This is a genomic window from uncultured Paracoccus sp. (assembly GCF_947487305.1).
Lineage (GTDB): Bacteria > Pseudomonadota > Alphaproteobacteria > Rhodobacterales > Rhodobacteraceae > Paracoccus.
Window position 1 is genome coordinate 143,690 of record NZ_CANKWH010000009.1, and the last position, 25,689, is coordinate 169,378.

The following is a 25,689-nucleotide window of genomic DNA, read 5'->3' on the forward strand; positions in this document are numbered from 1 at the left end:
TTAAACAACCGGGAGACTTACACGTGACCACACTCTTCAAACGCAGCCTGATCGGCCTGGCCCTCGCCGGCAGCACCGCCCTGCCCGCCCTGGCCGAAGACATCAGCTGGATCTATTGCGGCGACCGCATCGATGGCGTGCATGAAAAATACATCGCCGAATGGAACGCCGCCAACCCGGACTTTCAGGTCAAGCCCGAGCTGGTGGGCTGGGCGCAGTGCCAGGACAAGGCGACCACGCTGGCCGCCGCCGGCAGCCCGGTCGGGCTGGCCTATGTCGGCTCGCGCACGCTGAAGGAATTCGCGCTGAACGAGTTGATCGTGCCGGTGCCGATGACCGAAGAGGAAAAGGCAGCCTATTACCCCCATATCGTCGACACCGTGACCTTCCAGGACACCCAGTGGGGCGTGCCTGTCGCCTTCTCGACGAAGGCGCTCTACTGGAACAAGGACCTGTTCAAGGCCGCCGGGCTTGACCCCGAGACGCCGCCGAAGACCTGGGCCGAAGAGATCGAGTTCGCCAAGATCATCAAGGAAAAGACCGGCACCCCGGGTTATGGCCTCTCGGCCAAGACCATGGACAACACCATGCACCAGTTCCTGCACTGGATTTACACCAACAACGGCAAGGTGATCGATGCCGAGGACAATATCGTCCTCGACAGCCCCGAGAACCTGGCCGCGCTGCAGGCCTACAAGGACATCACCCCGTATTCGGTCGAAGGCGCCACCGCCTACGAGCAGAACGAGATGCGGGCGATCTTCCTTGATGGCAAGGTCGGGATGCTGCAGGCCTCGGCCGGCACCGCGACGCGTCTGGCGGAAACCGACATCAACTGGGGCGTGACCACCCTGCCGCTGGGGCCATCGGCCACCGGGCCGGGCACGCTGCTGATCACCGACAGCCTCGTGGTCTTCGCGGGCACCGGGGTCGAGGAGAAGGCGACCGAATTCGCCAAGTACATCACCTCGCCCGATATCCAGATCCAGTACGAGATGTCGCCGGATGCCGGCCTGACCCCGCTGCGCCCGCGCCCCGAGGTCGAGGAACTGGTGAAGAACACGCCCTTCTGGAAGCCCTATATCGACGGCATCGAGTATGGCGGACCCGAGCCCCTGTTCACCGATTACAAGGGCCTGCAGAACGTCATGATCGAGATGGTCCAGTCGGTCGTCACCGGCGCGGCCGAGCCGCAGGCGGCGCTGACCAAGGCGGCCGCTGCGCTGGAAGAATACAAGTAAGCTGAACCCGGCCCGGCCGCGCCGTCATGCGGCCGGGCCATTCTGACGGACGTCGCGAAGGAGTGGGCGCTTGGGCCAGTTGACACTGAAGAACGTGGTGAAGAGCTTTGGCCAGATCGAGGTGGTCAAGCATGTCTCGCTGGAGGTGCAGGACGGCGAGTTCGTCGTCTTCGTCGGTCCCTCGGGCTGCGGCAAGTCCACGCTTCTGCGCATGGTCGCGGGGCTCGAGCATACCAGCGGCGGCGACATCGTCATCGACGGGCAGCGGGTGAACGACCTGCCGCCGGTCAAGCGCGGCATCGCCATGGTGTTCCAGTCCTATGCGCTTTACCCGCATATGTCGGTCTACGAAAACATTGCCTTCCCGCTTCGGGTTGAACGCGCCTCCGAGGAGGTGATCCGCGAGAAGGTCGAATCCGCCGCCGCCATCCTGCATCTGGACCAGCGCCTGCAACAGAAGCCCGGGATGCTCTCGGGCGGTCAGCGCCAGCGCGTCGCCATCGGTCGGGCCATCGTGCGCGAACCGAAGATCTTCCTGTTCGACGAGCCTCTGTCGAACCTCGACGCCGCCCTGCGCGCGGACATGCGGATCGAGTTGACGCGCCTGCACAAGCAGCTTGGTGCGACGATGATCTATGTCACCCATGACCAGGTCGAGGCCATGACCATGGCCGACCGCATCGTGGTGCTGAATGCCGGCTATATCGCCCAGGTGGGGGCGCCGCTGGAACTCTACCACAAGCCGCAGAACGCTTTCGTCGCGCGCTTCATCGGCAATCCGCGGATGAACATGCTGCCAGTGACCTGCACCGCCGTCTCGACCGCCGGGGTCGAGGTCGATCTGAACGGCCAGCGCCTCTTGATCCCGGTCGATGGCCTTGCCGGGATGGAGGGCAAGCCGCTGATGCTGGGCATCCGTCCCGAGCATATCCAGATCGGCCGGGGCGAGGCGAACATCACCGTCACCCCTGCGGTCGTCGAGCAACTGGGCCAGCAGACCATCGGCTATGCCCCCCTGCCCGACCAGGAAGACAACTTCTGCTTCGTCATGCCCGGCACGCAGGTCATCGTCGAGGAACGGCCGCTGGAGATCAGCTTCCGCACCGAGGATTGCCACCTGTTCAACGCCGAAGGCGAAGCCTACGAGCGACGCATCGACCTGTCCGCGATGACCGAGCCGCCGGTGCCGCTCTCGGCCTGACGGCGCCTATCGCTCGGACGAGAAATGGGCCTTGAGATAGGTCATGATGACCTCTTTCTCGGCCGGTTCGGGGTCGAACATGCCCTGCTTCTCGACCATCCACGTCCACAGGTCATCCCAGCGCGCATCGGTGACACGCTGCTGCAGGATGATCGCCGTCGAATGGCAGGCGGTGCATTGATAATAGGTTTCTTCCGCGCCCGCAGCGTCGGGCAGGTTGCCGAATTCGGGGTTCGGCGCCGGCCCCTCGGTCTCGGTCGCAGCGGGCGCGCGCAGGGCGACCATCGGATCGGCGGCGGAAATCTGGACCTCGTTGCGCAGGGCGCGCATCGGATCGGGACCGGATTGCGCGCCCGAAAGGACGGCGCTGCCCAAAAGCGCCGCAAGCCCCAGCACAAGCCTCAGCGGGATCTGGTGCATGTCCTCCCCCTCAGGTTGCGACCAGCGCGATGCGGTGCTGCAGGTTGTTGCCATAGCCGCGCGGGTTCCAGCCCGGCGAGACCGGCGGCTGGCTGATGCCGTCGGCATCGGTCGCCCGCGCCCAGACCTCGTAATAGCCGGCCTGCGGCAGGGTCACATTGGCACGCCAGCGCTGCCAGGCAAAGCTGTTCGGCGGCGCGAGCAGCTCGGCCTCCTGCCAGGTCGCGCCGAAATCGGTCGAGACATGGACGGCCGCCACATCGCCCTTGCCGCACCAGGCATGGCCGCGCACCTCGGTGGCGGCACCCGAGGGGACCTCGGTGCCGGTCTCGGGAAAGGTGATCAGCGATTTCACTGGCATCACCGTCATGATGACCATGTCCTCCTCGGGCACCTCGGTCCCCGGGGCCACCGGATAGGCCGGCAGGCGGTAGGAATAGCCGGTCATCTTCTCGCCGTCATGGACCTGATCGCGCACCCAGATGCGCGTCAGGTATTTCTGCGAGACCGAGCCGGGATAGCCCGGCACCACCAGCCGCAGCGGAAAGCCGTGCAGCGCCGGGATCGGCTCTCCGTTCATCGCCCAGGCGATGATCGCATCCTCCTCCAGCGCCTTCTCGATCGGCGCACCGCGCGAGATCGTCTGCTTCTCGGCATCGCCCGACAGATGCACGTCATTGCCGTAATGGCCGGTATAGACGGCACTCGGCTTCACCCCCGCCGCCTTCAGCACATCGGCCAGCCGCACCCCGGTCCATTCCGGGCAACCGACCCCGCCCATGGTCCATTGATTGCCCGAGGAGCCCGGCTGGAAGAAGGCCCGTCCATTGCCGCCGCATTCGACCCAAAGCACCTTCGTCACCGTCTCGAACTGCGCTTTCAGGTCCTCGAGAGTCAGGCTCAGCGGCGTCTCGACCTCGCCATCGACGGTCAGCGTCCAGCCCTCGGCATTGCCGTCCAGCGCGCTTTGCGGGACCAGCCCGTTCAGCCGCACGAACATGCGTTCATAGGGGGTGATGTCATCGTCCAGAAGATGCGCCGGCGTCTCGGCATTCAGCGGCCGGTCGCTCATGATCGTCAGGCCGGTCTTTCCCGACATCAGATCGGTCCCGGTATCCTGCGCCAGCGCCACGGGGATGATCCCGGCGGGCAGGTTCCGCTCGAAGGGGATGGTCATGCCCAGCAGGGCACCAAAGGCCGAGAGGCTGGTCCCGCGCAGGAAGGCGCGGCGCGAGTTTCCGGGCGGCTGATCGGTGTCAATCGGGGCGACAGCATGATCCGGCAGGTCGGACATGTCCTAACCTCCTGTATAATCGTCATTAAATGCTTGGTGTCACCTCAATGAGACTGCAGGGACTGCAAGCTGTCAAGCAGTTTCGTCCCCTGACCGTTGCGAGGTGATGGCTCAGTCCATCAACTCGTCCAGCCCGGCCAATGCCGCCAGCCGGTCGCGGTCGGTCAGCGTCACCCGTGCGCCCTGCACATACACGCCCTCGGCTGCCAGCGCCTTCAAGGCGCGCGACAGGCTTTCGGGGGTAATGCCGAGATAGGAGGCAATGAGCCGCTTTTCGTAGGGCAGCGCGAAACCGGCCGCGTTGCCGTTCCGCGCCGACAGCTTCAGCAGGTAGGCCGCCAGCCGCTCGCGCGCCGAGCGCAGCTTCAGGCTCTTGGTGTGGCGGACCATGCTGCGATAGCAGCGGGCCAGTTCCTCGACCACATCGACAGCGAAATCGGCATCCCGGCGAAAGGCCGCGCGCAGATCGGCCGAGGGGATCAACACCACCCGGCTGGCATCCAGCGTCCGCGCCGACATCAGGTGCGGCGCATCGCGGATGCAGGCGGCAAGGATGAAGCTGCTGACCGGTCGCAGGATCGCCATAGTGCTGTCGCGCCCCTGCCATTCCGAGAAAAGCTCGATCGAGCCCTCGACTAGCACATGCAAAAAGGTCGCGCGCGTGCCCTGCCGGACCAGTTGCAGCTGTGCCGGGAACTCCTGCGCATAGGCCGCATGCATCATGGCGTCGAAATTCGCCGTGCTCATGTTCCGAAACAGCCTGAGGCTGCGGATTTCCGCCCTGTCGTCGCTGTGCATCGCATCTCTCGAATCGCCCTGTGGCCGTATTTCTCTCACGCCCGCGCGGAGGGGGAATTGACGCAGGTCAAATCGGGGGATGACTTTTGTGGACCCACGGCTTGACCACATCGCCCCGGCACCGGGACCGGGCGCAAGTGCCACCTGAACCCGCCTCAATCGCGGTCGCTTTTAACCATATCCGGTCGCCAGTTTGATCGAGATCAAGTCTGCCCCCGTGGCGGAATGGGATGCACCCCTCGAACTGCCGCCTCTTGCGGCAATGTAGGGAGCTTATGTCATGTCCGAGGGCACGACCCCGGTGGCCACCGAACAGCAGAAGGCGCTGTGGCTCAGCACCACGGCCTTCACGCTGTGCTTCGCCGTATGGACCATCTTTTCCATCATCGGCCTGTCGATCAAGGACCAGCTGGGCCTGACCGAATTCCAATACGGCCTGCTGATCGCCACGCCGATCCTGACCGGTTCGCTGACCCGGCTGATCCTCGGCGTCTGGACCGAGCGTTACGGCGGCAGGCTGGTCTTTCCGGCGCAGATGATCCTGACCGGCGCGGCGACCTGGGCGCTGACCTGGGCCAACAGCTATCCGACCTTCCTTCTGGCCGCGCTTGGCGTGGGCCTTGCCGGCGGGTCCTTCATCATTGGCGTCGCCTATGTGTCGAAATGGTTCCCCGCCGGCCGTCAGGGCACGGCGCTTGGCATCTTCGGCATGGGCAATGTCGGCGCGGCGGTGACGAAATTCCTCGCCCCCTTCGTGCTGGTCGCCTGGGGATGGGAGGCCGTGGCGCAGATCTGGGCCGTGGGCATCAGCCTGATGGGCGTGATCTTCTTCCTGATCGCCCGCGATGACCCGGCCTTTGTCGAGCGCCGCGCCAAGGGCATTGCCGCGCCCTCGCTGGCCCAGCAATTCGCGCCCCTGAAGAACCTGCAGGTCTGGCGCTTTGCGCTCTACTACTTCTTCGTCTTCGGCGGCTTCGTCGCGCTGGCGCTGTGGCTGCCGCATTACCTGACCGATGTCTATGGCGCCGATGTGCGTCTGGCCGGTGTCGCCGCCGCCAGCTTCAGCCTCGCCGCCAGCGTCTTCCGCGCCTATGGCGGGGTGCTGTCGGATCGTTTCGGCGCGCGGCAGGTGATGTACTGGACCTTCGGCTTCTCGGCGCTGCTGCTGTTCATGCTGTCCTATCCGCCGACCGATTACATCGTCCACGGCAAGGACGGCCCGATCGCCTTCTCGACCAAGATGGATATGTGGCCCTTCGTCACCGTGCTGTTCGCGCTCGGCTTCTTCATGAGCCTCGGCAAGGCTGCCGTCTTCAAGCATATCCCGGTCTATTACCCGAACCATGTGGGCGCCGTCGGCGGCCTCGTGGGCATGATCGGCGGTCTTGGCGGCTTTGTCCTGCCCATCATCTTCGGCGCGCTTCTGGATCTGACCGGGGTCTATACCTCGTGCTTCGCGCTGCTGCTGGTGATTGTCGTGGTCTCCGCCGCCTGGATGCACCTGTCGATCCGCGCGATGGAGCGCAAGGCCCATGGCGAGGCGCTGGACCGTCTGCCGCAATTCCCCGAACTCGAGGAAATCCACGACCCCGAGCGCACGGTCATGCCCCGAACCCTCGAGGACTGCCGCCCAGAGGACCCGACCTTCTGGGCCGAGAAGGGCCGCAAGGTCGCACGGCGCAACCTGTGGCTGTCGATCCCTGCCCTTCTGCTGGCCTTCTCGGTCTGGATGGTCTGGTCGGTCGTGGTCGCGCGGCTGCCTTCCATCGGCTTCCAGTTCTCGCAGAACCAGCTGTTCTGGCTGACCGCCCTGCCCGCCCTGTCGGGGGCGACGCTGCGCATCTTCTACAGCTTCATGGTGCCGATCTTCGGCGGCCGGCTGTGGACCACGCTATCGACCGCCTCGCTGCTGATCCCGGCGATGGGCATCGGCTATGCGGTGCAGGACCCGACCACGCCCTACCTGATCTTCGTCATCCTCGCCCTGCTTTGCGGTCTTGGCGGCGGCAACTTTGCCTCGTCCATGTCCAATATCAGCTTCTTCTTCCCCAAGTCGGAAAAGGGCAATGCGCTGGCGCTGAATGCGGGTCTGGGCAATCTCGGCGTCTCGGCCATGCAGTTTCTGGTACCGATCGTCATCACCATGGGCATCTTCGGCGCGCTTGGCGGCGCGCCCCAAGAGCTGACCGATGGCGGCCAGCTGTGGATGCAGAATGCGGGCTTCGTCTGGGTGCCCTTCATCGCCGTCTCGACCTTCCTGGCCTGGCTCGGGATGAATGACATCAGCGACGCCAAGGCCAGCTTCAAAGAGCAGGCGGTGATCTTTACCCGCAAGCACAACTGGCTGATGTGCCTGCTTTACGTCGGCACCTTCGGCAGCTTCATCGGCTTCTCGGCGGGTTTCCCGCTGCTGATCAAGCTGGTCTTCCCCGATGTGAACGCGCTGCAATTCGTCTTCCTCGGGCCGCTGGTCGGCGCGCTGAGCCGCGCGGGCACGGGCTGGCTGGCCGACCGCTTGGGCGGCGGGCGCGTCACCTTCTGGGTCTTTGCCGGCATGATCGTCTCGGCCGGGCTGGTGATCCTGTCCTTGCAGGCGCAATCCTTCGCGGGCTTCTTTGCCGGCTTCATGGCGCTGTTTCTCTTTACCGGCGTCGGCAATGCCTCGACCTTCCAGATGATCCCGGTGATCATGCGCAAGGAGACCGAGCGCCTGGCCCCGAGCCTCGACGCCGATGGCCGCCGCCGTCAGGCCGAACGGGAATCCGCCGCGATCATCGCCTTCACCAGTGCGATCGGCGCCTATGGCGGGTTCTTCATCCCGAAAGCCTATGGCAGCTCGATCGCCATGACCGGCTCGGCCGTGGGCGCCATCTGGCTGTTCATCGCCTTCTACGTCCTCTGCCTGATCGTGACCTGGGTCTTCTACACCCGTCCGGGCGGGCTGCTTCACGACATCGAACATCGCCGCGCGGCCCCCGCTGCGCCGCAAGCTGCCTGAAATTCACAAGGAGACAGCAATATGAGCCATCTTCTGGATCGCCTGAACTTCCTGAAATCCGCCCGCAAGGACGTGTTCTCGGACGGTCACGGCCAGACGACGACCGAAAGCCGCGATTGGGAAGAGACCTATCGCTCGCGCTGGCGGCACGACAAGATCGTCCGCTCGACCCATGGGGTGAACTGCACCGGCTCCTGCTCGTGGAAGATCTACGTCAAGTCGGGCATCGTCACCTGGGAGACCCAGCAGACCGACTATCCGCGCACTAGGCCCGACCTGCCGAACCATGAACCGCGCGGCTGTGCGCGCGGTGCCTCCTACAGCTGGTATCTCTATTCCGCCAATCGGGTGAAGACACCGCTGATCCGCGGCCGGCTGATGAAGCTCTGGCGCGAGAAGCGCAAGACGCTGGCGCCGGTGGCGGCATGGGAGGCGATCCAGACCGATCCCGATGCCCGTGACGGCTATACCCGTGTGCGCGGCAAGGGCGGTTTCGTCCGCGCGACCTGGGAGGAAGCCACCGAGATCGTCGCCGCCGCGAATGCCTATACGGCGAAGAAATACGGCCCCGACCGGGTCTTCGGCTTCTCGCCGATCCCGGCCATGTCGATGATCTCCTATGCCGCCGGCACGCGCTACCTGTCGCTTCTGGGCGGCACCTGCATGTCCTTCTATGACTGGTATTGCGACCTGCCGCCGGCCTCGCCCCAGACCTGGGGCGAACAGACCGACGTGCCGGAATCGGCCGACTGGTACAATGCCGGCTATCTGCTGCTCTGGGGCTCGAACGTGCCGCAGACGCGGACGCCCGACGCGCATTTCTATACCGAGGCGCGCTATCGCGGCACCAAATCCGCCGTTATCTGCCCCGACTATTCCGAGGCGGCGAAGTTCGGCGACATCTGGCTGAACGCCAAGCAGGGCACCGATGCCGCGCTGGGGATGGCCTTTGGCCATGTGATCCTGCGCGAGTTCCACCTGGACCGTCAGGCCAGCTATTTCGAGGATTACTGCCGCCGCTATTCCGACATGCCGATGCTGGTGCGTCTGGACCGGCAGGGCGACCGGCTGGTGCCGGGGCGGCAACTGCGCGCCGCCGATCTGACCGATGGGCTGGGTCAGACCATCAACCCCGACTGGAAGACCGTCGCCATCGACGAGACGACCGGCGGGCTGGTGGTGCCGAACGGCTCGATCGGTTTCCGCTGGGGCGAAGAACACGGGCGCTGGAACCTCGAGGAGAAGGCTGGCGACGCCGAGACGCGGCTGCGCCTGTCGCTGATCCTCGAGGAAGACCGCGACGATGTGGCCGCCGTCGACTTCCCCTATTTCGGCGGGGCGGCGACCAATGGCTTCGCGGTCGACAAGCGCAGCGAGGTGCTGACCCGCAACGTGCCAGTGAAGCGCATCACGCTGGCCGATGGTAGCGAGGCGCTGGTCGCCACGGTGTTCGACCTCTTCTGCGCCAATTACAGCCTCGACCGTGGCCTTGGCGGGGATCACGTCGCCCGCGACTATGACGCCGATGTGCCCTTCACGCCGGCATGGGCCGAGCGCATCACCGGCGTGCGCCGCGACAAGATCATCCAGGTGGCGCGCGAGTTCGCCAGCAATGCGGAAAAGACCAATGGCCGCTCGATGATCATCATCGGCGCGGCGATGAACCATTGGTTCCACATGGACATGAACTATCGCGCGGTCATCAACATGCTGGTGATGTGCGGCTGCGTGGGCAATTCGGGCGGTGGCTGGGCGCATTACGTTGGGCAGGAAAAGCTGCGCCCGCAGACCGGCTGGACGGCGCTGGCCTTCGCGCTGGACTGGGCCCGCCCGCCGCGCCACATGAACTCGACCTCGGCCTGGTATGCCCATACCGACCAGTGGCGTTACGAGACGGTCAGCGCCGCCGAGATCCTGTCGCCCACCGCCCCGGAGGGCGACTGGAACAGGCTGAGCCTGATCGACTACAACATCCGCGCCGAACGCATGGGCTGGCTGCCCTCGGCCCCGCAACTGAAGACCAACCCGCTGGCCGTCGGCCGCGCGGCGAAGGCGGCAGGCGTCGAGATCAAGCATTACGTCGCCGAGCGGCTGAAATCGGGCGAGTTGCAGATGTCCTGCGAAGACCCCGACGCGCCCGAGAACTGGCCGAGGAACCTCTTCGTCTGGCGCTCGAACCTGCTGGGCTCGTCGGGCAAGGGGCATGAATATTTCCTCAAGCACCTGCTTGGCACGCAGCATGGCGTGCAGGGCAAGGATCTGGGCGAGGAAGGCCGCCAGAAGCCCGCCGAGGCCGTCTGGCATGACGAGGCGCCCGAGGGGAAACTGGACCTGCTGGTGACGATCGACTTCCGCATGTCCACCACGGCGGTCTATGCCGACATCGTCCTGCCAACCGCCAGTTGGTACGAGAAGGACGACATGAACACCTCGGACATGCACCCCTTCATCCACCCGCTGCAGGCGGCGGTGGACCCGGCTTACGAGTCCAAGAGCGATTGGGAAATCTTCAAGTCCATCGCCAAGAAATTCTCCGAAATCGCGCCCGAGGTGCTGGGGGTCGAGACCGATGTGGTGCAGCTGCCACTGCAGCATGACAGCCCCTCCGAGATCGCGCAGAACCTTGTCAGCGACTGGAAGCGGGGCCAGTGCGATCTGATCCCCGGCCAGACCGCGCCGAGCTACATCGAGGTGACGCGCGATTACCCGAACCTCTACAAGCGCTTCACCGCGCTTGGCCCGCTAATGGAAAAGATCGGCAATGGCGGCAAGGGCATTGCCTGGGACACCAAGACCGAGGTGCATCACCTGCAGGCGCTGAACGGCACCGTCACCGAGGACGGCCCGACCCGGGGCATGGCGAAGATCGAGACCGCAATCGACGCGGCCGAGGTGGTGCTGATGCTGGCACCCGAGACCAATGGCGAGGTCGCGGTCAAGGCCTGGACGGCACTGGCCAAGGCCACCGGGCGCAATCACAAGCATCTGGCCGAGGTCAAGGAAGACGAGAAGATCCGCTTCCGCGACATCGCCGCCCAGCCCCGCAAGATCATCTCGAGTCCGACCTGGTCGGGGATCGAAAGCGAGGAGGTCTGCTATAATGCCGGCTGGACCAATGTCCACGAGCTTATCCCGTGGCGCACCCTGTCGGGTCGGCAGCAGCTCTATCAAGACCACGAATGGATGCGCGCCTTCGGCGAGGGCTTCGTCACCTGGCGCCCGCCGGTGGACCTGAAGACCGTGGGCAGGGCGGCGACGAAATCGCTGGCCTCGGGTGAAAAGCATGTGGTGCTGAACTTCCTGACCCCGCACCAGAAATGGGGCATCCACTCGACCTATACCGACAACCTGCTGATGCTGACGCTGAACCGCGGCGGCCCGGTGGTCTGGATGTCCGAGACCGATGCCCGCACCTCCGGGATCGTCGACAATGATTGGGTCGAGGTCTTCAACAGCAATGGCGCCATCGCCGCCCGTGCGGTGGTCAGCCAGCGCATGAAGGAAGGCAGCATGTTCATGTATCACGCGCAGGAGAAGATCGTGAACACGCCGGGCAGTCAGGTCACTGGCGCACGGGGCGGCATCCACAACTCGGTCACGCGCATCGTGCCGAAGCCCACCCACATGATCGGCGGCTATGCCCAGCTCAGCTACGGCTTCAACTATTACGGCACGGTCGGCGCCAACCGCGACGAATTCGTGATCGTCCGCAAGATGGCGAAGGTCGACTGGCTCGATGGTCCGCTGGACGACCGACCCGCAACCCAGACCCCGGAGGCAGCGGAATGAAGATACGCGCACAAATCGGCATGGTGCTGAACCTCGACAAATGCATCGGCTGTCACACCTGCTCTGTCACCTGCAAGAACGTCTGGACCTCGCGCGAGGGCGTTGAATATGCGTGGTTCAACAATGTCGAGACCAAGCCCGGCATCGGCTATCCCAAGGACTGGGAGAACCAGAAACGCTGGAACGGCGGCTGGACCCGGACGACATCGGGTCAGCTGCAACCCAAGCAGGGCGGCAAGTGGCGGATCCTGGCGAATATCTTTGCCAACCCGGATCTGCCCGAGATCGACGATTTCTACGAGCCCTTCACCTTCGATTACGACCATCTGCAGTCGGCCCCCGAAAGCCAGGCCTTCCCGACGGCCCGCCCCCGCTCGCTCATCTCGGGCGAACGCATGGAGAAGATCGAATGGGGGCCGAACTGGGAAGAGATCCTTGGCGGCGAATTCGCCAAGCGGTCGCAGGACTACAATTTCGACGGGATCCAGAAAGAGATCTACGGCGAATATGAAAACACCTTCATGATGTATCTGCCACGGCTCTGCGAGCATTGCCTGAACCCCGCCTGCGTCGCCTCCTGTCCCTCGGGCGCGATCTACAAGCGCGAGGATGACGGTGTCGTCCTGATCGATCAGGAGAAATGCCGGGGCTGGCGGATGTGCGTCTCGGGCTGTCCCTACAAGAAGATCTATTACAACTGGTCCAGCGGGAAGTCTGAGAAGTGCATCCTGTGCTATCCGCGCCTGGAATCCGGCCAGCCCACGGTCTGCTCGGAAACCTGCGTCGGGCGCATCCGCTATCTGGGGGTCATGCTCTATGACGCCGACAAGATCTCGGAAGCTGCGTCGGTCGAGGCGGAAAAGGATCTCTACGACGCCCAGCTTGGTGTCTTCCTTGACCCGAACGATCCCGAGGTGATCGAGGCCGCGCGCGAACAGGGCATCCCCGAGGACTGGATTCGCGGCGCGCAGAACTCGCCCATCTGGAAGATGGCGATGGAGTGGAAGATCGCCTTTCCGCTGCATCCCGAATACCGCACCCTGCCGATGGTCTGGTATGTGCCGCCGCTGTCGCCGATCCAGCACGCCGCCGAGGCGGGCCGGATCGCCGCGCAGGACGACATGCCCGACGTGCGCAGCCTGCGCATCCCGCTGCGCTATCTGGCCAATATGCTGACCGCCGGCGACGAGGCCCCGGTGGCCGCCGCGCTGGAACGGATGCTGGCGATGCGCAGCTATATGCGTTCGAAGACCATCGACGGGGTGGTCAATCTGGGCGTCGCCAAGCGCGTCGGTCTGACGCCCCTGCAGATCGACGAGATGTATCAGCTGCTGGCCATCGCCAACTACGAGGATCGCTTCGTCATCCCGACCACGCATCGCGAGCTGGTCGAGGATGCCTATGACCTCAAGGGCGGCTGCGGCTTTACCGATGGCAATGGCTGTTCCTCGGGGAAAAGCGGCTCGCTGTTTGGCGGCAAGAAGTTCCGCAGCCCGCAGGAGTTCATCGCATGAAAACCTTCAAGGCGCTCTCGGCGCTGCTCAGCTATCCAACCGAGGATTTGGTGACGGCCGTCCCGGCCATCGACAAGGTCCTGCACGAGGAAGGGCTGCTGGGTCCGACGCGGCAGCACGAGTTGGCGGCACTGCTGCACGAGCTGACGCACAAGGATCTTTATGATCTGCAGGAAAGCTATGTGCTGCTCTTCGACCGCTCGCGCACGCTGAGCCTGAACCTCTTCGAGCATGTCCATGGCGAAAGCCGCGATCGCGGCGGCGCCATGGTCGACCTTCTGGAAACCTATCGCGCCGGCGGGTTCGATCTCGCCGGACCGGAACTGCCCGATCATCTGCCGGTGCTGCTGGAATACCTGTCCACGCGCCCCCTGCCCGAGGCGAAGGCTATGCTGGCCGATGCCGGGCATATCCTGACCGCGCTGGCCGAGCGGCTGCAGCGGCGCGAAACGCCCTATGCGGCGGTGCTGTCGGCGCTGGTCACGCTGTCCGAGACCGATTGCGAGACCCCGGCGGAACTAGCCCAGATCCCCGATGACGACCCCGAGGATCTGACCGCGCTGGATGCGGTCTGGGCCGAGGCCCAGGTCACCTTCGGCCCCGATCCCAATGCCGGCTGCCCGGTCAGCCGCGATCTTCTTGCCCGCATGGACCCGCGCCCGCTGACGCCGGCCGCCGATTGAACGAGGCCCTGCCATGACCCACTTCCTCTTCGGAATTTACCCCTATATCGCCATCACCGTGATGATCCTCGGCTCGATCATCCGCTATGACCGCGATCCCTTCACCTGGAAATCGAAATCCAGCCAACTCTTGCGCAAGCGCCAGTTCGTCATCGGCTCGGTGCTGTTCCATGTCGGCGTGCTGGTGATCCTGATGGGCCATTTCGTCGGCCTCTTGACCCCGGTGGCGGTGTTCGACGCCCTTGGCATCAGCCATGGCGCCAAGCAGGTGCTGGCGATGACGGCCGGCGGCATTGCCGGGCTGATGGCGCTGGTCGGCGGCGGGATTCTGCTGCACCGCCGGCTTTATGACCCGCGCATCCGGGCGCATTCGACGCTGGCCGATACCGGCATCCTCGCGCTGCTGCTGATCCAGCTGGTGCTGGGCCTTTTGACCATCCTCGTCTCGATGCGGCATCTGGACGGGCACGAGATGGTGCTCTTGATGAGCTGGGCGCAGGCCGTGGCCTATTTCGGCGCCGATCCGGCGCAGTACCTGGCCGAGGTGAACATCCTCTTCAAGCTGCACATCGTCCTTGGCCTGACCATCTTCCTGCTGTTCCCCTTCACCCGGCTTGTCCACATGATCTCGGCCCCCGTCCGCTATCTGTGGCGTCCCGGCTATCAGATCGTGCGCACCAGACAGCCCGCCGAACCGACCGTTAAACCCGCCACCAGACCCACCAGCCCGGCGGAGTAAGAGACCATGGAAATGAAGACCCTTCTGCCCCCTGTCACCGTCAACGGTGTCGCCATCGACCCCGCCCTGATCGCCGCCGAGGCGCAGAACCACCCTGCCCCGAAGGGCAAGCCGGGCCTCGCCTGGCGGGCCGCCGCCCGCGCGCTGGCGATCCGTGAACTGCTGCTGCAAGAGGCCCGCCGGTGCGGGTTGACGGCCGAGGCTGCCGAACTCTCGCCCGGCAAATGGGAGACCGAGGACGAGGCGCTGATCCGCCAGCTTCTCGCCGTGGCGCTGCCCCCCGCGCCAGTGGACGAGGCACAGCTGCGCGCCCTCTATGAGGCAAGGCCCGAGCGCTTCCGCGCGCCCGCGCTTTACGAGGCGGCGCATATCCTCTTTGCCGTCACACCCGAAACCGCAGCGGCCCGCGAGAAGGCCGGGATGAAGGCCGGTCGGGTGCTGGCGGAACTGACAAAGAACCCGCGCCGCTTTGCCGAACTGGCGGCCGAGCACAGCGCCTGTGCCTCGAAAACCTCGGGCGGGATGCTGGGGCAATTGTCCTCGGGCGACACCGTGCCGGAATTCGAGGCGGCGATGAGCCGCATGACCGAGGGCGAGATGACGCTGGTGGAAAGCCGCTATGGCGTTCATATCCTGCGCCTCGACGCGCGGGCCGAGGGCGCGATCCTGCCCTTCGACAGCGTGCTGCCGCAATTGCGCGAGGCGCAGGAAAAGGCCGCATGGACCCTTGCCAGCCGCGATTTCGTGGCCGGGCTGGTGGCCGGGGCCAAGGTCGACGGGATCGACCTCGAGGCGCCGCTGGGGGTCTGAGGCCGCGGCTTCACCTGGCCCAAATATCCCCGCCGGAGGCATCCGGCCGCGCACCATCGGGAACGCGGCCGGTTTTTTCTATTCAGCCGCGTCCTCGACCTCGTCCGAGATCAGGAACCCGCCCGACTGCCGCGACCAGAGCCGCGCATAAAGCCCGTTCTGGGCCAGCAACTCGGCATGGCTGCCCATCTCGATGATGCGGCCGCCCTCCATCACCACCAGCCGGTCCATCGCGGCGATGGTGGACAGCCGGTGGGCGATGGCAATGACGGTCTTGCCCTGCATCAGCACCTCGAGCCGCGACTGGATCGCCGCCTCGACCTCGCTGTCCAGCGCACTGGTCGCCTCGTCCAGCACCAGAATCGGCGCGTCCTTCAGCGCCACCCGGGCGATGGCGATGCGCTGGCGCTGGCCACCGGACAGTTTCACCCCGCGCTCGCCGACATGCGCGTCCAGCCCCTGCCGGCCCTTGCTGTCAGCAAGATCGGGGATGAAATCCTGCGCCTCGGCCATGCGGGCGGCGCTCCAGATCTCGTCTTCGGCGGCATCGGGCCGCCCATAGGCGATATTCTCGCGGACCGAGCGGTGCAGCAGCGAACTGTCCTGCGTCACCACCCCGATCGAGGCGCGCAGGCTGTCCTGCGTCACCTTGGACACGTCCTGCCCGTCGATGGTGATGGCGCCGCTTTCGACATCGTGAAAGCGCAGAAGCAGGTTGACCAGCGTCGACTTGCCCGCGCCGGAACGCCCGATCAGGCCCACCCGCTCGCCCGGACGGATCGCCAGCGACAGGTCGTCCAGCACCGCCAGCGGCCGGTCGGCCTCGTCCGCGCCATAGCGGAAGGTGACATGGTCGAAGCTCACCGCCCCCGGTCCCGGCAGCAGCGGCCGGGCATTCGGCTCGTCACGGACCGCGCGGGGCAGCGCCAGCGAGGAAATGCCGTCGCGCACCGTGCCGACATTCTCGAAGAGCGCGGCAAACTCCCACATGATCCAATGCGCCATGTTGTTCAGGCGCAAGGCCAGCGGAACGGCAACGGCAATCGCGCCGACGCTGATCGCGCCCGCCGTCCAGAGCGACAGCCCCAGCGCCGTGACCGAGGCCACCAGCGACACGTTGATCGCGGTCAGCAGCATGTCCTGCGTCGCCGACAGCCGCATCTGGCGATAGACGGTCTGCAGGAAGGCATCCATGCCGCGCCGCATCCAGGCCTCTTCCCGGTCGGAATGCGAGAAGAGTTTCACGGTCGCGATATTGGTATAGCTGTCCACCACCTGCCCGGTCATGGCACTGCGCGCATCGGCCTGTGCCTCGGCCACGCGCCCCAGACGCGGGATGATGACCCATAGCATCGCGCCATAGGCCAGACCCCAGGCGATGAAGGGCAACGCCAGCCGCCAGTCCTGACTGGCCGCCAGCGCCAGCGCGCCGACGAAATAGATGACGACATAGGACGCCACGTCCATCATCTTCATCGCCACTTCGCGCACGGCCAGCGCGGTCTGCATCAGCCGCTGCGCGATGCGCCCGGCGAACTCGTCCTGGAAATAGCCGACCGACTGGCGCAGCAGATAGCGATGCGCTTGCCAGCGGATGCGCTGCGGGAAGTTGCCCAGCAGGGTCTGGTGCATGATCATGCTGGCCAGCGCGTTCAGAAGCGGCAGCACCAGCAGAAGCAGCGCGCCCATCACCGCCAGCCTTGCGCCCTCGACCTGCCAGAACTGGTCGCGCGGCGTCTCGGCCAGCCGGTTCACCAGATCGCCCAGGTAACCGAACAGCGACACCTCGATCAGCGCGATCGTGCCCGAGCAGATGGCAAGAATGATCAGCCAGGGAATTGCACCCCGGGAATAATGCAGCAGAAACCCCCAGAACCGGCGAGGCGGCATCTTGGGCGCCTCTTGCGGATAGGGGTCGAGCCGGCTCTCGAACCAGCGGAACATGGCAACACCTTCTGAACTAAGCCCCGCCGACAGGGCGGCAGAGGGGCGAGATAGATGAGGTTTTCAGCGCCGCGCGTCAAGTACGCGGCAGGTGAAGGGCAGCGGGGTGTTACCCCGGCGCCAGCCTTTCCAGCGCATCGAGATCGGCCCGGACCAGCGCGGGGACGGCGGCATTGATGGTCTCGATCGGCCAATCCCACCAGCCAAGCGCCAGCAGCCGGGCGATCTGACCGGGCTGAAAGCGCATCCGGATCACCCGGCCCGGATTGCCCACGACCACGGCGTAGTCCGGCACCTTGCCGCCCACCACCGCCCCGGCACCGACGATCACCCCATGGCCCAGTTGCGTCCCGGGCAGCAGGATCGCGCCATCGCCCAGCCAGACATCATGGCCGATCACCGTATCGGGCATGTCGCTGAGCAGGGCGAAGTAATCCTCGGCGCGGTTCGGGTCGAAGATGGCGAAGGGATAGGTCGAGATGCCCCCCAGCGGATGATTGGCCGAGGCAGTCAGCATCCGCACGCGGTCGGCGATCTGGCCAAAGCGCCCGATCCGCAGGCGTTCGGGCGCACCGGCATAGGTATAGGGGGCCAGCCGGACCGCCCAATCCTCGGGCGGGTCGAAGCTGCTGGCATAGGTGAAATCGCCGATCTCGATATTGGGATGGTCGATGACGCGGTTCAGATGCACGAGGCCGGGATTCTCGCGGCCATCGGGAAACTGCATCGGATAGGGAGACGTGGCATCAAGGAAGCTGACGGGCATGGGAAGTCCTTTCGAATCTGAGGGAAGAGGTTCAGATGCGGGACTGGTCCATGACACGGGCTCCTGTTGCGTTCGGCCGGGTCGTAGCACGATCCCGCCCGGAATTCAAATCATGCCCCGAGGCGCGTCACAGATGCCGGGTTTCGGGTGCCGGGTTCCACCAATTGTCATGCGCGCCATCGGCCCAGAAGATCGGTGCGGCGACCAGTTCCGCCTCGCTTGCATCATCCAGCGCGGGCACCACGACCTGCACGAAACGCCCGCCCATCTCGGCGATGTCGCCCTCGGTCCACAGCCTCGTGCCGCAGCGGCTGCAGAACCAGTGATGCATGTCGATACCCGCGGCATCGACGCGGGGTGTTTCGGCCAGCACCTCTCGCCCCCGGACCAGACGGAATCCATCCGGGTCGGGCAGCCGCATTTCCCAGTAGCGCATCTTGCGGCAGAAGCGGCAATTGCAGCGCATCGTGCCCTCGGTCAGGTCGCCATCTGCCTCGAAGGCGACGGCCCCGCAGAAACAGCTTGCGTGATAGGTCCTCATGCCGCTGCCGCTCCGTGAAACACCGCCTCGATATTGTTGCCATCCGGGTCGAGGATGAAGGCGCCGTAGTAGTTCGGGTGATAATCCGGCCGCAGCCCCGGCGCGCCATTGTCGCGCCCGCCCGCCGCCAGCGCCGCCGCGTGGACGGCATCGACCGTCGCGCGGTCCGGGGCGGCGAAGGCCAGGTGCACGCCGGTCGCGGCGGGCTTGCCGCTGCCGATCCAGAAGAAGGGATTGCCGTCGCGCCCGAGACCCAGATGCGCGCCGTTCCCGCCGGTCATCGCTTCGGTGACTTCCATGATGACGCTGATGCCAAGGGGCGCCAGCGCCTGCTCGTAAAAGGCGCGCGAGGCGGCAAGGTCGGAAACCGGATAGCCGATATGGTCGATCATGAGAGGCTCCTTTGAATGAGCAGCCCTTATCGCCCCGGCCTGCTGACAGTTCGCGTCAGCAAGCCGGGTTGGTCAGGGCGCGACCGTCAGCTTGATCGCGCCGTACCAGTCTGCCGCCGCGCGGATCGCCGCATCATCCAGCCCCTCGGCGACGGGCTGCATGATCTCGTTGACCCGTTTACCCGAGCGAAAGGCCTTCAGCTGAGTGTCGAGATAGATGTTCGTCTCGGCCGCCAGATTGGGGGCCTCGGGGATCACCGCCATCCCATCCGCGCCATGGCAGGCGGTGCAGGCCTCGGGCGCGCCGGCGGGATCGCCGGTCAGTTCCGCCACCACCTGCCGGCCCTCATACCATGCCGCCAGATCGGCGATCTGCTGGTCTGTCAGGCTCGCGGCAACCACGGTCATCATCTCGTGCTGCCGCCGCCCCTCGCGGAAATCGGTCAGCTGACGGGCCAGGTAGCCCGCCGGCTCGCCGGCGATATGCGGCGCGATGGGGATGCGGGCCAGCCCGTCGATGCCGTGGCAGGTGCGGCACTGACCGGCGAGCTTTTCCCCCGCCGCCGGATCACCCTGCAGCGCCTCGGCGGGCGCGGGTTCCTGCGCGGCCAGCCCGGCACCCCAGAGGGTGCCGAGCGTGATGGCCGCGACGATGGCCGCGCGCCTCATTCGCCATAGCTGATGCGATAGAGCGCACCGGCCAGGTCATCCGAGACCAGGATCGAGCCGTCGCGCAACTGCACCACATCGACGGGCCGGCCCAGGTATTCGCCGTTCTCGTCGATCCAGCCCTCGGCAAAGGGCTTGGTCGTCGCGGTGCCGTCCTCGGCAATGGTCGTCACCATGACCCGCGCACCCACCGGCGTCGTCCGGTTCCAGGACCCGTGCTGGGCGCTGAAGATGGCGTTCTTGTATTCGGCGGGGAACTGGTCGCCGGTATAGAAGCTCATCCCCAGGTCGGCGGCATGGGCCTCGGTCGCGACGGCGGGCATGACCGGGCTGATCTCGGCCGGGATCTCCTGGTCCTTGTATTCGTTGGTGCGGATATCGCCGCCGCCATACCAGGGCGCGCCGAAATGCTGCCCGGCCTCGGTCTGGTGGTTGATCTCGCCCGGCGGGATATCGTCGCCCATGCCATCGACCTGATTGTCGGTGAACCACAGATCGCCCGTCTCGGGGTGGAAGTCATGGCCGACCGAGTTGCGGATGCCACGGGTAAAGACCTCGCGCCCGGTGCCGTCGGTGTTCATGCGGATGATGCCGCCGATGCCGGCCTTGGCGTAAAGCTCCAGTTTCTCTGGGGGCGCGACGTTGAAGGGCTGGCCAAGCGAGATATAGATCTTGCCATCCGGCCCGATCTTGCAGACCCGCGCGGTGTGATTGAAGCTTTCCTCTTCGACCGGGATCAGATCGCCCTTGGCCACGAGGTTGAAGGCCGCGACATCGGGGCTTTCATAGAAGAACTCGGCCGCCGGAAACAGCAGCACCCGGTTCTGCTCGGCGATGTACAGAAAGCCATCCCTTGAGAAGCAAGGCCCGTTCGGGATCGAGAAGGTCAGCGAGGGCGCGAAATCCTTGACCTCGTCGGCCACCCGATCCTTGTTCCGGTCGGTCACGGCCCAGACCTTGTCCTTGCGGGTGCCGACGAAGGTGACGATGCCCTGCGGACCCACCGCCATGTGCCGCGCATCGGGAACGATCGCGTAAAGCGCGATCTTGAAGCCCGGCGGCAGGGTGATGCGTTCAAGCGTCTTTTCAATGCCGGCGGCGAAGTCGCCGCCCTGCTCGATGGTGGTGAATTCGGTGGTGCCGGTGGTCTGGAAATTCGACAACTTTTCGAGGTTCTCGGGCACATCGGTATTCTGCGCGACGGCAGCCGAAAGGCCAAGGCTCAGCGAGCCGGCGGCCAGGATGATGGGTATGGCTTTCATGGTCTTTCCTCCCTGTTGGCGGCCCTCCCAAGCCGCGATCCATCCGGCGGCGCAGGTGGAGCGGCCGGAATGACGACACCGGGGCGCGCGCCGGATGCACGCTCGGACCCGGAAAACTGCACTCGCAAGGGGGGCTGACGATAAACCGTAGGGCGAGTCGCAGCTTAGCCGACTTCGCCTCTTTGGCAATATGCCGGGTCGGCCTGCTAGCCCGCGTAATCCTCGTCGCTCACATGGTCCTGCCAGGTGACAGTGCTGCCATCCTGCCGCTCCTGGATCGCGATATGGCTCATCGCGGTCTCGGGGCCTGCGCCGTGCCAGTGGCGCTCGCCCGGCTCGAACCAGACCACGTCGCCGGGACGGATCTCCTCGACCGGGCCACCCTCGCGCTGCGCCCGGCCAAGGCCCGAGGTGACGATGATCGTCTGCCCCAGCGGATGGGTGTGCCAAGCGGTGCGCGCGCCGGGCTCGAAGGTCACCAGCGCGGCGGCGACGCGGGCCGGATCGGGGGCGGTGATCAGCGGGTCCAGCCGCACCCGGCCGGTGAACCAGTCGGCCGGGCCTGCGCCCGAGGGGCGGCTTCCGTTGCGGGTGATCTGCATGGGCATTCCTTTGCTTCCGTTTGCCAGACCAGACTGCGCCCCCTGCCCCTCGGATGCCAGCCGAAAGGGCCGCCCCCGCGACGGGGACGGCCAGCTTGCCCCTAGAGATTACCGGCGACCAACTCGGTGGCGATATGGTCGGCCTGCCGGATTGCCAGCGCCACGATGGTCAGCGTCGGGTTCTCTGCCGCGCCCGTGGTGAACTGGCTGCCATCGCTGACGAACAGGTTCGGCACGTCATGCGCCCTGCCCCATTTGTCGACCACCCCATCCTCGGGCTTCTCCGACATGCGGTTGGTGCCGAGGTTGTGGGTCGAGGGATAGGGCGGCGTCGGCAGGGTGCGGGTAGCGCCCACCGCCTTGTAGATCTGCTGCCCCACGTCATAGGCATGGTTGCGCATGGCCACGTCATTCGGATGGTCGCTGAAATTGACGTTCGCCACCTTCAGCCCGAACTTGTCCGTGGTCTCGGACAGGGTCACGCGGTTCTCGGACTGCGGCATGTCCTCGCCCACGATCCACAGCCCGGCCATGTTCTCGTAACTGTCCAGCGCCGTGGTAAACTCACGCCCCCAGCCGCCCGGATCGAGGAAGGCCGCCATGAACGGCAGGCCGAGGCTGAGCGTTTCCAACTCGTAGCCGCCGACGAAGCCGCGCGAGGGATCGTGCTTGGCATGGTCGCGGACGATCCCCGCCATGGTGGTGCCTCGCCACATGCGCACCGGCTTCTCGAACAGACCGTAAACCGAGCCGGTGGTGTGGCGCATGTAGTTGCGCCCGACCTGCCCCGAGCTGTTTGCCAGCCCGTCCGGGAACATGCTGCTGGCCGAGTTCAGAAGCAGCCGCGGGCTTTCGAAGCTGTTTCCCGCCACGCAGACCACCCGCGCCTTCTGCATCTGCAGCGCGCCGTCCTTGTCGAAATACTCGACCCCTGTGACCTTGCCGGCATCGTCATGCAGGATGCGCGCGACATGGGCATGGTCGCGCACCTCGAGATTGCCGGTCGCTTCGCCGCGCGGGATATCGGTATAGGCCGAGGACCATTTCGCCCCCCATTTGCAGCCCTGAAAGCAGAAGCCGGTCTGCTGGCAGGCCATGCGCTCGTCATATTCGGCGCTGTTGATCGCCATATTGCCGGTATGGACCTCTTGCAGACCAAGCGCCTTGGCCCCCTTCTCGAGGATCTTGAAATTGTTGTTCCCCGGCAGTCGCGCCCGGTCGCCGGTGCCGGTCACGCCCAGCTTGGCCTCGGCCTTGTCATACCAGGGCGCCATCTCGGCGGCATCGATGGGCCAGTCCAGCAGGCTCGCGCCCTCGACCGTGCCGTAATTGGTCAGCGCCTTCCATTCGTGATCCTGAAAGCGCAGGGATGCCCCGGCCCAGTGGATCGAGGTGCCGCCCACTGCCTTGACGATCCAGGCCGGCAGGCCGGAAAAGTCCTTGGCTACGCGCCAGTCGCCGCTGGTCGTGCGCGGGTCGGTCCAGGCCAGCTGCCCGAAGCTCTCCCATTCATCATTGACGTAATCCTCGGGCAGATAGCGCCCGCCCGCCTCCAGCGCCACGACCTTGACGCCCTTTTGCGCCAGTTCATTGGCCAGCACCCCGCCGCCCGCGCCGGTGCCGATGATGACGACCACGCTGTCGTCGGTCAGATCGAATTTTGCTGCTTCAGCCATGATCCATCCCCCTCACAGCCAGTCGATGTCGTCGAAGCCGCGGTTGATGTAACCGCCTTCGGAATAGGACTCGCCCTGGTAGCCGAAGATCGGCCAGACCTCTTTCTGGTTATATAGGCCCGTCACCAGCCCGCCCCGCACCGTCTGGAAGAAGGGCGTATCGGCAAGTCCGCGCAGGATCGCCACGCGGTCAGCCTCCCATCCCGCTGACAGGTAGTCGTCAAACCCCGCGGCCTTGGCGGCGGCATCAAGGGCGGCGATGCCCTCGCTCACCACCGCCTTCTGCTCGGCGGTGTCATAGCCCTTGACCGCGATGGCATAGAAACGGTCGCCGACCTTGTCATGGGGATAGATGTCGCGCGCCATCTGCAACAGCGTCGCCATCTCGTGCTCGCTGATCGCCGTCACCTCGACCGCCCAGGCCGCATCGGGCGCGGCGATGAAGCCAGCGCCTGCCACCGCGAGGGCGCCAGCAGCCGCCGCCCGCGACAAGAGCGCGCGCCGGGTCAGGCCCTGTTTCCTCAACTCTGTCATGGTCTCTCCTCCCTTGTTTTGCGCGGGTCGCGGCGGCCCTCCCCGGCCACCGGCCCGCGTTATTCGAACCTGCGCTACTTGAACCGCCCCCCGCGCTGCAAAACCTCGATCTGGTAGCCATCGGGATCGGCAATGAAGAAGAACCGCGCCACCACCTCGCCCGCCGGGGCGAAGTCCACCAGCTTGCGCGGGGCAAGACCCTCGGCCTCCAGCCGCGCATGCAGCGCGTCCACGTCATCGACGGACATGGCGATATGCCCGTAACCGTCACCCAGATCATAGGGTTCGGTGCGGTCCTTGTTGACGGTCAACTCCAGCTCGGCCTCGGCCTCGCCATTGGACAGATAGACCAGCGTGAAGGTCGGAAAATCCAGCCGGTCAGCCACTTTCAGCCCGAAGGCGCGATCATAGAAATCGACCGAGCGCGCCTCATCGAGCACGCGGATCATCGAATGGATATACTTGGCCATGCAGCCCCCTGCTGTCTTCACTTGCAGGGACAAGGCTAGGGTGTCGCGGGGGCGCGCGGGTAGTATCGGATTACTACAGCCGCATTTTCCGCCTATTCGGCGGCGATGGGCTGGCTGGCCAGGTGATCCTCGCCCAGGTGGATGGTGCAGACGCAGCGCAGGAGCGAGGTGAAGTTCCGCGCCTCGCCATGCAGCACCAGAACCTCGCTGTGCAGCTTCGAGATGAACGCTGGGGTCGACAGCCCCTCGCGCGCAGCGATGTCATCAAGGATGCCCCAGAAGGCGCGCTCCAGCCGGATCGAGGTCGATTGCCCGTTCAGCCGCAGCCGACGGGTTTCGCTTTCATATCGGGCCGGGTTCTGACCGGCGAAGATCTGGCACATGGGCTTGATCGCTGGGTTGGGGCGGGAACGAGTGTGCGGCAGAAGCGGATTCGGGTCAATCAGTCAGGGATCGGCGGAAAGTATGACGCGCCCACGAAAAAGCCCGCCCCTTTCGGGACGGGCTTCTCATCTCTCACGCTCGTGCGTCAGATCACTTGATGATCTTCGACACCACGCCGGCGCCGGCCCGATCCGCGGTTTCCGCGGACGGTCCCGTTTCCAAGATCACTTGATGATCTTGGAAACGACCCCTGCTCCAACCGTGCGGCCGCCTTCGCGGATGGCGAAGCGCAGTTTCTCTTCCATCGCGATCGGGGCAATCAGCTCGACCTCGAACTTCAGGTTGTCGCCCGGCATCACCATCTCCGTGCCTTCCGGCAGTTTCACCGTCCCGGTCACGTCGGTCGTGCGGAAGTAGAACTGCGGACGGTAGTTGGCGAAGAACGGCGTGTGACGGCCACCCTCTTCCTTGGTCAGGATATAGGCTTCGGCTTCGAAGGTGGTATGCGGCGTCACCGATTTCGGCTTCACCAGAACCTGGCCACGCTCGACGCCGTCACGGTCGATGCCGCGCAGCAGAACGCCGACGTTGTCGCCAGCCTCCCCGCGGTCCAGCAGCTTGCGGAACATTTCCACGCCGGTGCAGGTGGTTTTCTTGGTGTCGCGGATGCCCACGATTTCCAGTTCGTCGCCGACGTTCACCGCGCCGCGCTCGATCCGGCCGGTCACAACCGTGCCGCGGCCCGAGATCGAGAACACGTCTTCGATCGGCAGCAGGAACGGCTGGTCCACGGCGCGCTCGGGCGTCGGGATGTATTCGTCGACCGCGGCGATCAGCGCACGGATCGAGTTCTCGCCGATTTCCGGATCACGGCCTTCCATCGCGGCCAGGGCCGAGCCCTTGATGATCGGAATGTCGTCGCCCGGGTAGTCATACGAGCTCAGCAGCTCGCGCACTTCCAT

Annotated in this window: 23 protein-coding genes; 8 read left to right on the top strand and 15 right to left on the bottom strand. The window is 65.3% G+C overall.

Translation table 11 applies throughout. The features are described 5' to 3' along the window. Positions 1 to 23: 23 nt before the first annotated feature. Entirely contained in the window at positions 24 to 1,241 is a 1,218-nt protein-coding gene (locus Q1A36_RS12860) for an extracellular solute-binding protein (RefSeq protein ID WP_299844565.1), read from the top strand. A gap of 70 nt (positions 1,242 to 1,311) precedes the next feature. Then, positions 1,312 to 2,442, top strand: a complete 1,131-nt coding sequence (gene ugpC / locus Q1A36_RS12865) for a sn-glycerol-3-phosphate ABC transporter ATP-binding protein UgpC (RefSeq protein WP_101752294.1) — start codon at positions 1,312 to 1,314, stop codon at positions 2,440 to 2,442. A gap of 6 nt (positions 2,443 to 2,448) precedes the next feature. Here ugpC and Q1A36_RS12870 read toward each other — a convergent pair whose 3' ends face one another. The 3 genes from Q1A36_RS12870 to Q1A36_RS12880 all read right to left on the bottom strand — a co-directional run bounded on the left by Q1A36_RS12870 (position 2,449) and on the right by Q1A36_RS12880 (position 4,954). Beyond that, positions 2,449 to 2,862 carry a cytochrome C-552 gene (locus Q1A36_RS12870; protein WP_299844571.1) on the bottom strand — a complete coding sequence of 138 codons (414 nt, stop codon included), beginning with the start codon at positions 2,860 to 2,862 and terminating at the stop codon, positions 2,449 to 2,451. A gap of 10 nt (positions 2,863 to 2,872) precedes the next feature. After that, a complete protein-coding gene (locus Q1A36_RS12875; RefSeq protein WP_299844573.1) occupies positions 2,873 to 4,156 on the bottom strand; it encodes a sulfite oxidase in 1,284 nt (427 codons plus the stop codon). A 111-nt stretch (positions 4,157 to 4,267) separates the two neighbouring features. Continuing rightward, entirely contained in the window at positions 4,268 to 4,954 is a 687-nt protein-coding gene (locus tag Q1A36_RS12880; protein WP_299844575.1) for a helix-turn-helix domain-containing protein, read from the bottom strand. Between the two features lie 280 nt (positions 4,955 to 5,234). Between Q1A36_RS12880 and Q1A36_RS12885 the strand changes: the two genes are divergently transcribed. Genes Q1A36_RS12885 through Q1A36_RS12910 form a run of 6 tightly spaced genes read left to right on the top strand, consistent with a single transcriptional unit; the run spans position 5,235 to position 15,487 of the window. Beyond that, positions 5,235 to 7,952: an MFS transporter gene (locus Q1A36_RS12885; protein ID WP_299844578.1), complete on the top strand. Its 2,718-nt coding sequence runs from the start codon at positions 5,235 to 5,237 to the stop codon at positions 7,950 to 7,952. A gap of 21 nt (positions 7,953 to 7,973) precedes the next feature. Further along, on the top strand, positions 7,974 to 11,741 hold the full coding sequence (locus Q1A36_RS12890) for a nitrate reductase subunit alpha (protein WP_299844581.1): 3,768 nt from the start codon (positions 7,974 to 7,976) through the stop codon (positions 11,739 to 11,741). Further along, positions 11,738 to 13,255 carry a nitrate reductase subunit beta gene (gene narH / locus Q1A36_RS12895; protein ID WP_299844584.1) on the top strand — a complete coding sequence of 506 codons (1,518 nt, stop codon included), beginning with the start codon at positions 11,738 to 11,740 and terminating at the stop codon, positions 13,253 to 13,255. The genes Q1A36_RS12890 and narH overlap by 4 nt, the downstream gene beginning before the upstream one ends. Next, the gene (gene narJ / locus Q1A36_RS12900) at positions 13,252 to 13,938 is read left to right on the top strand and encodes a nitrate reductase molybdenum cofactor assembly chaperone (protein WP_299844587.1); all 687 of its coding nucleotides are present in this window, start codon (positions 13,252 to 13,254) and stop codon (positions 13,936 to 13,938) included. Before narH ends, narJ begins: the two co-directional genes overlap by 4 nt. Before the next feature lie 13 nt (positions 13,939 to 13,951). Further along, on the top strand, positions 13,952 to 14,677 hold the full coding sequence (gene narI / locus Q1A36_RS12905) for a respiratory nitrate reductase subunit gamma (RefSeq protein WP_299844590.1): 726 nt from the start codon (positions 13,952 to 13,954) through the stop codon (positions 14,675 to 14,677). A 6-nt stretch (positions 14,678 to 14,683) separates the two neighbouring features. Continuing rightward, the gene (locus Q1A36_RS12910; protein ID WP_299844593.1) at positions 14,684 to 15,487 is read left to right on the top strand and encodes a peptidylprolyl isomerase; all 804 of its coding nucleotides are present in this window, start codon (positions 14,684 to 14,686) and stop codon (positions 15,485 to 15,487) included. 78 nt (positions 15,488 to 15,565) lie between these two features. Here the strand turns inward: Q1A36_RS12910 and Q1A36_RS12915 are convergent, their stop codons facing one another. The 12 genes from Q1A36_RS12915 to Q1A36_RS12970 all read right to left on the bottom strand — a co-directional run. After that, the gene (locus tag Q1A36_RS12915; RefSeq protein WP_299844596.1) at positions 15,566 to 17,431 is read right to left on the bottom strand and encodes an ABC transporter ATP-binding protein; all 1,866 of its coding nucleotides are present in this window, start codon (positions 17,429 to 17,431) and stop codon (positions 15,566 to 15,568) included. Between the two features lie 109 nt (positions 17,432 to 17,540). Continuing rightward, positions 17,541 to 18,197 carry a CatB-related O-acetyltransferase gene (locus Q1A36_RS12920; RefSeq protein WP_299844598.1) on the bottom strand — a complete coding sequence of 219 codons (657 nt, stop codon included), beginning with the start codon at positions 18,195 to 18,197 and terminating at the stop codon, positions 17,541 to 17,543. Positions 18,198 to 18,324: 127 nt separating this feature from the next. Then, entirely contained in the window at positions 18,325 to 18,738 is a 414-nt protein-coding gene (locus Q1A36_RS12925; RefSeq protein WP_299844601.1) for a GFA family protein, read from the bottom strand. Further along, positions 18,735 to 19,130 carry a VOC family protein gene (locus Q1A36_RS12930; protein WP_299844604.1) on the bottom strand — a complete coding sequence of 132 codons (396 nt, stop codon included), beginning with the start codon at positions 19,128 to 19,130 and terminating at the stop codon, positions 18,735 to 18,737. The genes Q1A36_RS12925 and Q1A36_RS12930 overlap by 4 nt, the downstream gene beginning before the upstream one ends. A gap of 72 nt (positions 19,131 to 19,202) precedes the next feature. Then, the gene (locus Q1A36_RS12935) at positions 19,203 to 19,799 is read right to left on the bottom strand and encodes a c-type cytochrome (RefSeq protein ID WP_299844607.1); all 597 of its coding nucleotides are present in this window, start codon (positions 19,797 to 19,799) and stop codon (positions 19,203 to 19,205) included. Beyond that, positions 19,796 to 21,061 (bottom strand): PQQ-dependent sugar dehydrogenase, encoded by a 1,266-nt coding sequence (locus Q1A36_RS12940; RefSeq protein WP_299844610.1) that lies wholly within the window; start codon positions 21,059 to 21,061, stop codon positions 19,796 to 19,798. Before Q1A36_RS12940 ends, Q1A36_RS12935 begins: the two co-directional genes overlap by 4 nt. A 206-nt stretch (positions 21,062 to 21,267) precedes the next feature. Beyond that, positions 21,268 to 21,663 (bottom strand): cupin domain-containing protein, encoded by a 396-nt coding sequence (locus Q1A36_RS12945; RefSeq protein ID WP_299844613.1) that lies wholly within the window; start codon positions 21,661 to 21,663, stop codon positions 21,268 to 21,270. A 101-nt stretch (positions 21,664 to 21,764) separates the two neighbouring features. Then, positions 21,765 to 23,339, bottom strand: coding sequence for a GMC family oxidoreductase (locus Q1A36_RS12950; RefSeq protein ID WP_299844616.1), 1,575 nt, complete (start codon positions 23,337 to 23,339; stop codon positions 21,765 to 21,767). A 12-nt stretch (positions 23,340 to 23,351) separates the two neighbouring features. Next, complete coding sequence (locus Q1A36_RS12955; protein WP_299844619.1) at positions 23,352 to 23,873, bottom strand: Twin-arginine translocation pathway signal; 522 nt, start codon at positions 23,871 to 23,873, stop codon at positions 23,352 to 23,354. A 74-nt stretch (positions 23,874 to 23,947) separates the two neighbouring features. After that, the gene (locus Q1A36_RS12960; RefSeq protein ID WP_299844622.1) at positions 23,948 to 24,343 is read right to left on the bottom strand and encodes a VOC family protein; all 396 of its coding nucleotides are present in this window, start codon (positions 24,341 to 24,343) and stop codon (positions 23,948 to 23,950) included. Positions 24,344 to 24,435: 92 nt separating this feature from the next. Further along, on the bottom strand, positions 24,436 to 24,726 hold the full coding sequence (locus tag Q1A36_RS12965; RefSeq protein ID WP_101752313.1) for a ribbon-helix-helix domain-containing protein: 291 nt from the start codon (positions 24,724 to 24,726) through the stop codon (positions 24,436 to 24,438). A gap of 225 nt (positions 24,727 to 24,951) precedes the next feature. Further along, on the bottom strand, positions 24,952 to 25,689 hold a 738-nt coding region (locus Q1A36_RS12970), incomplete at its 5' end, for an EF-Tu/IF-2/RF-3 family GTPase (protein ID WP_299844629.1).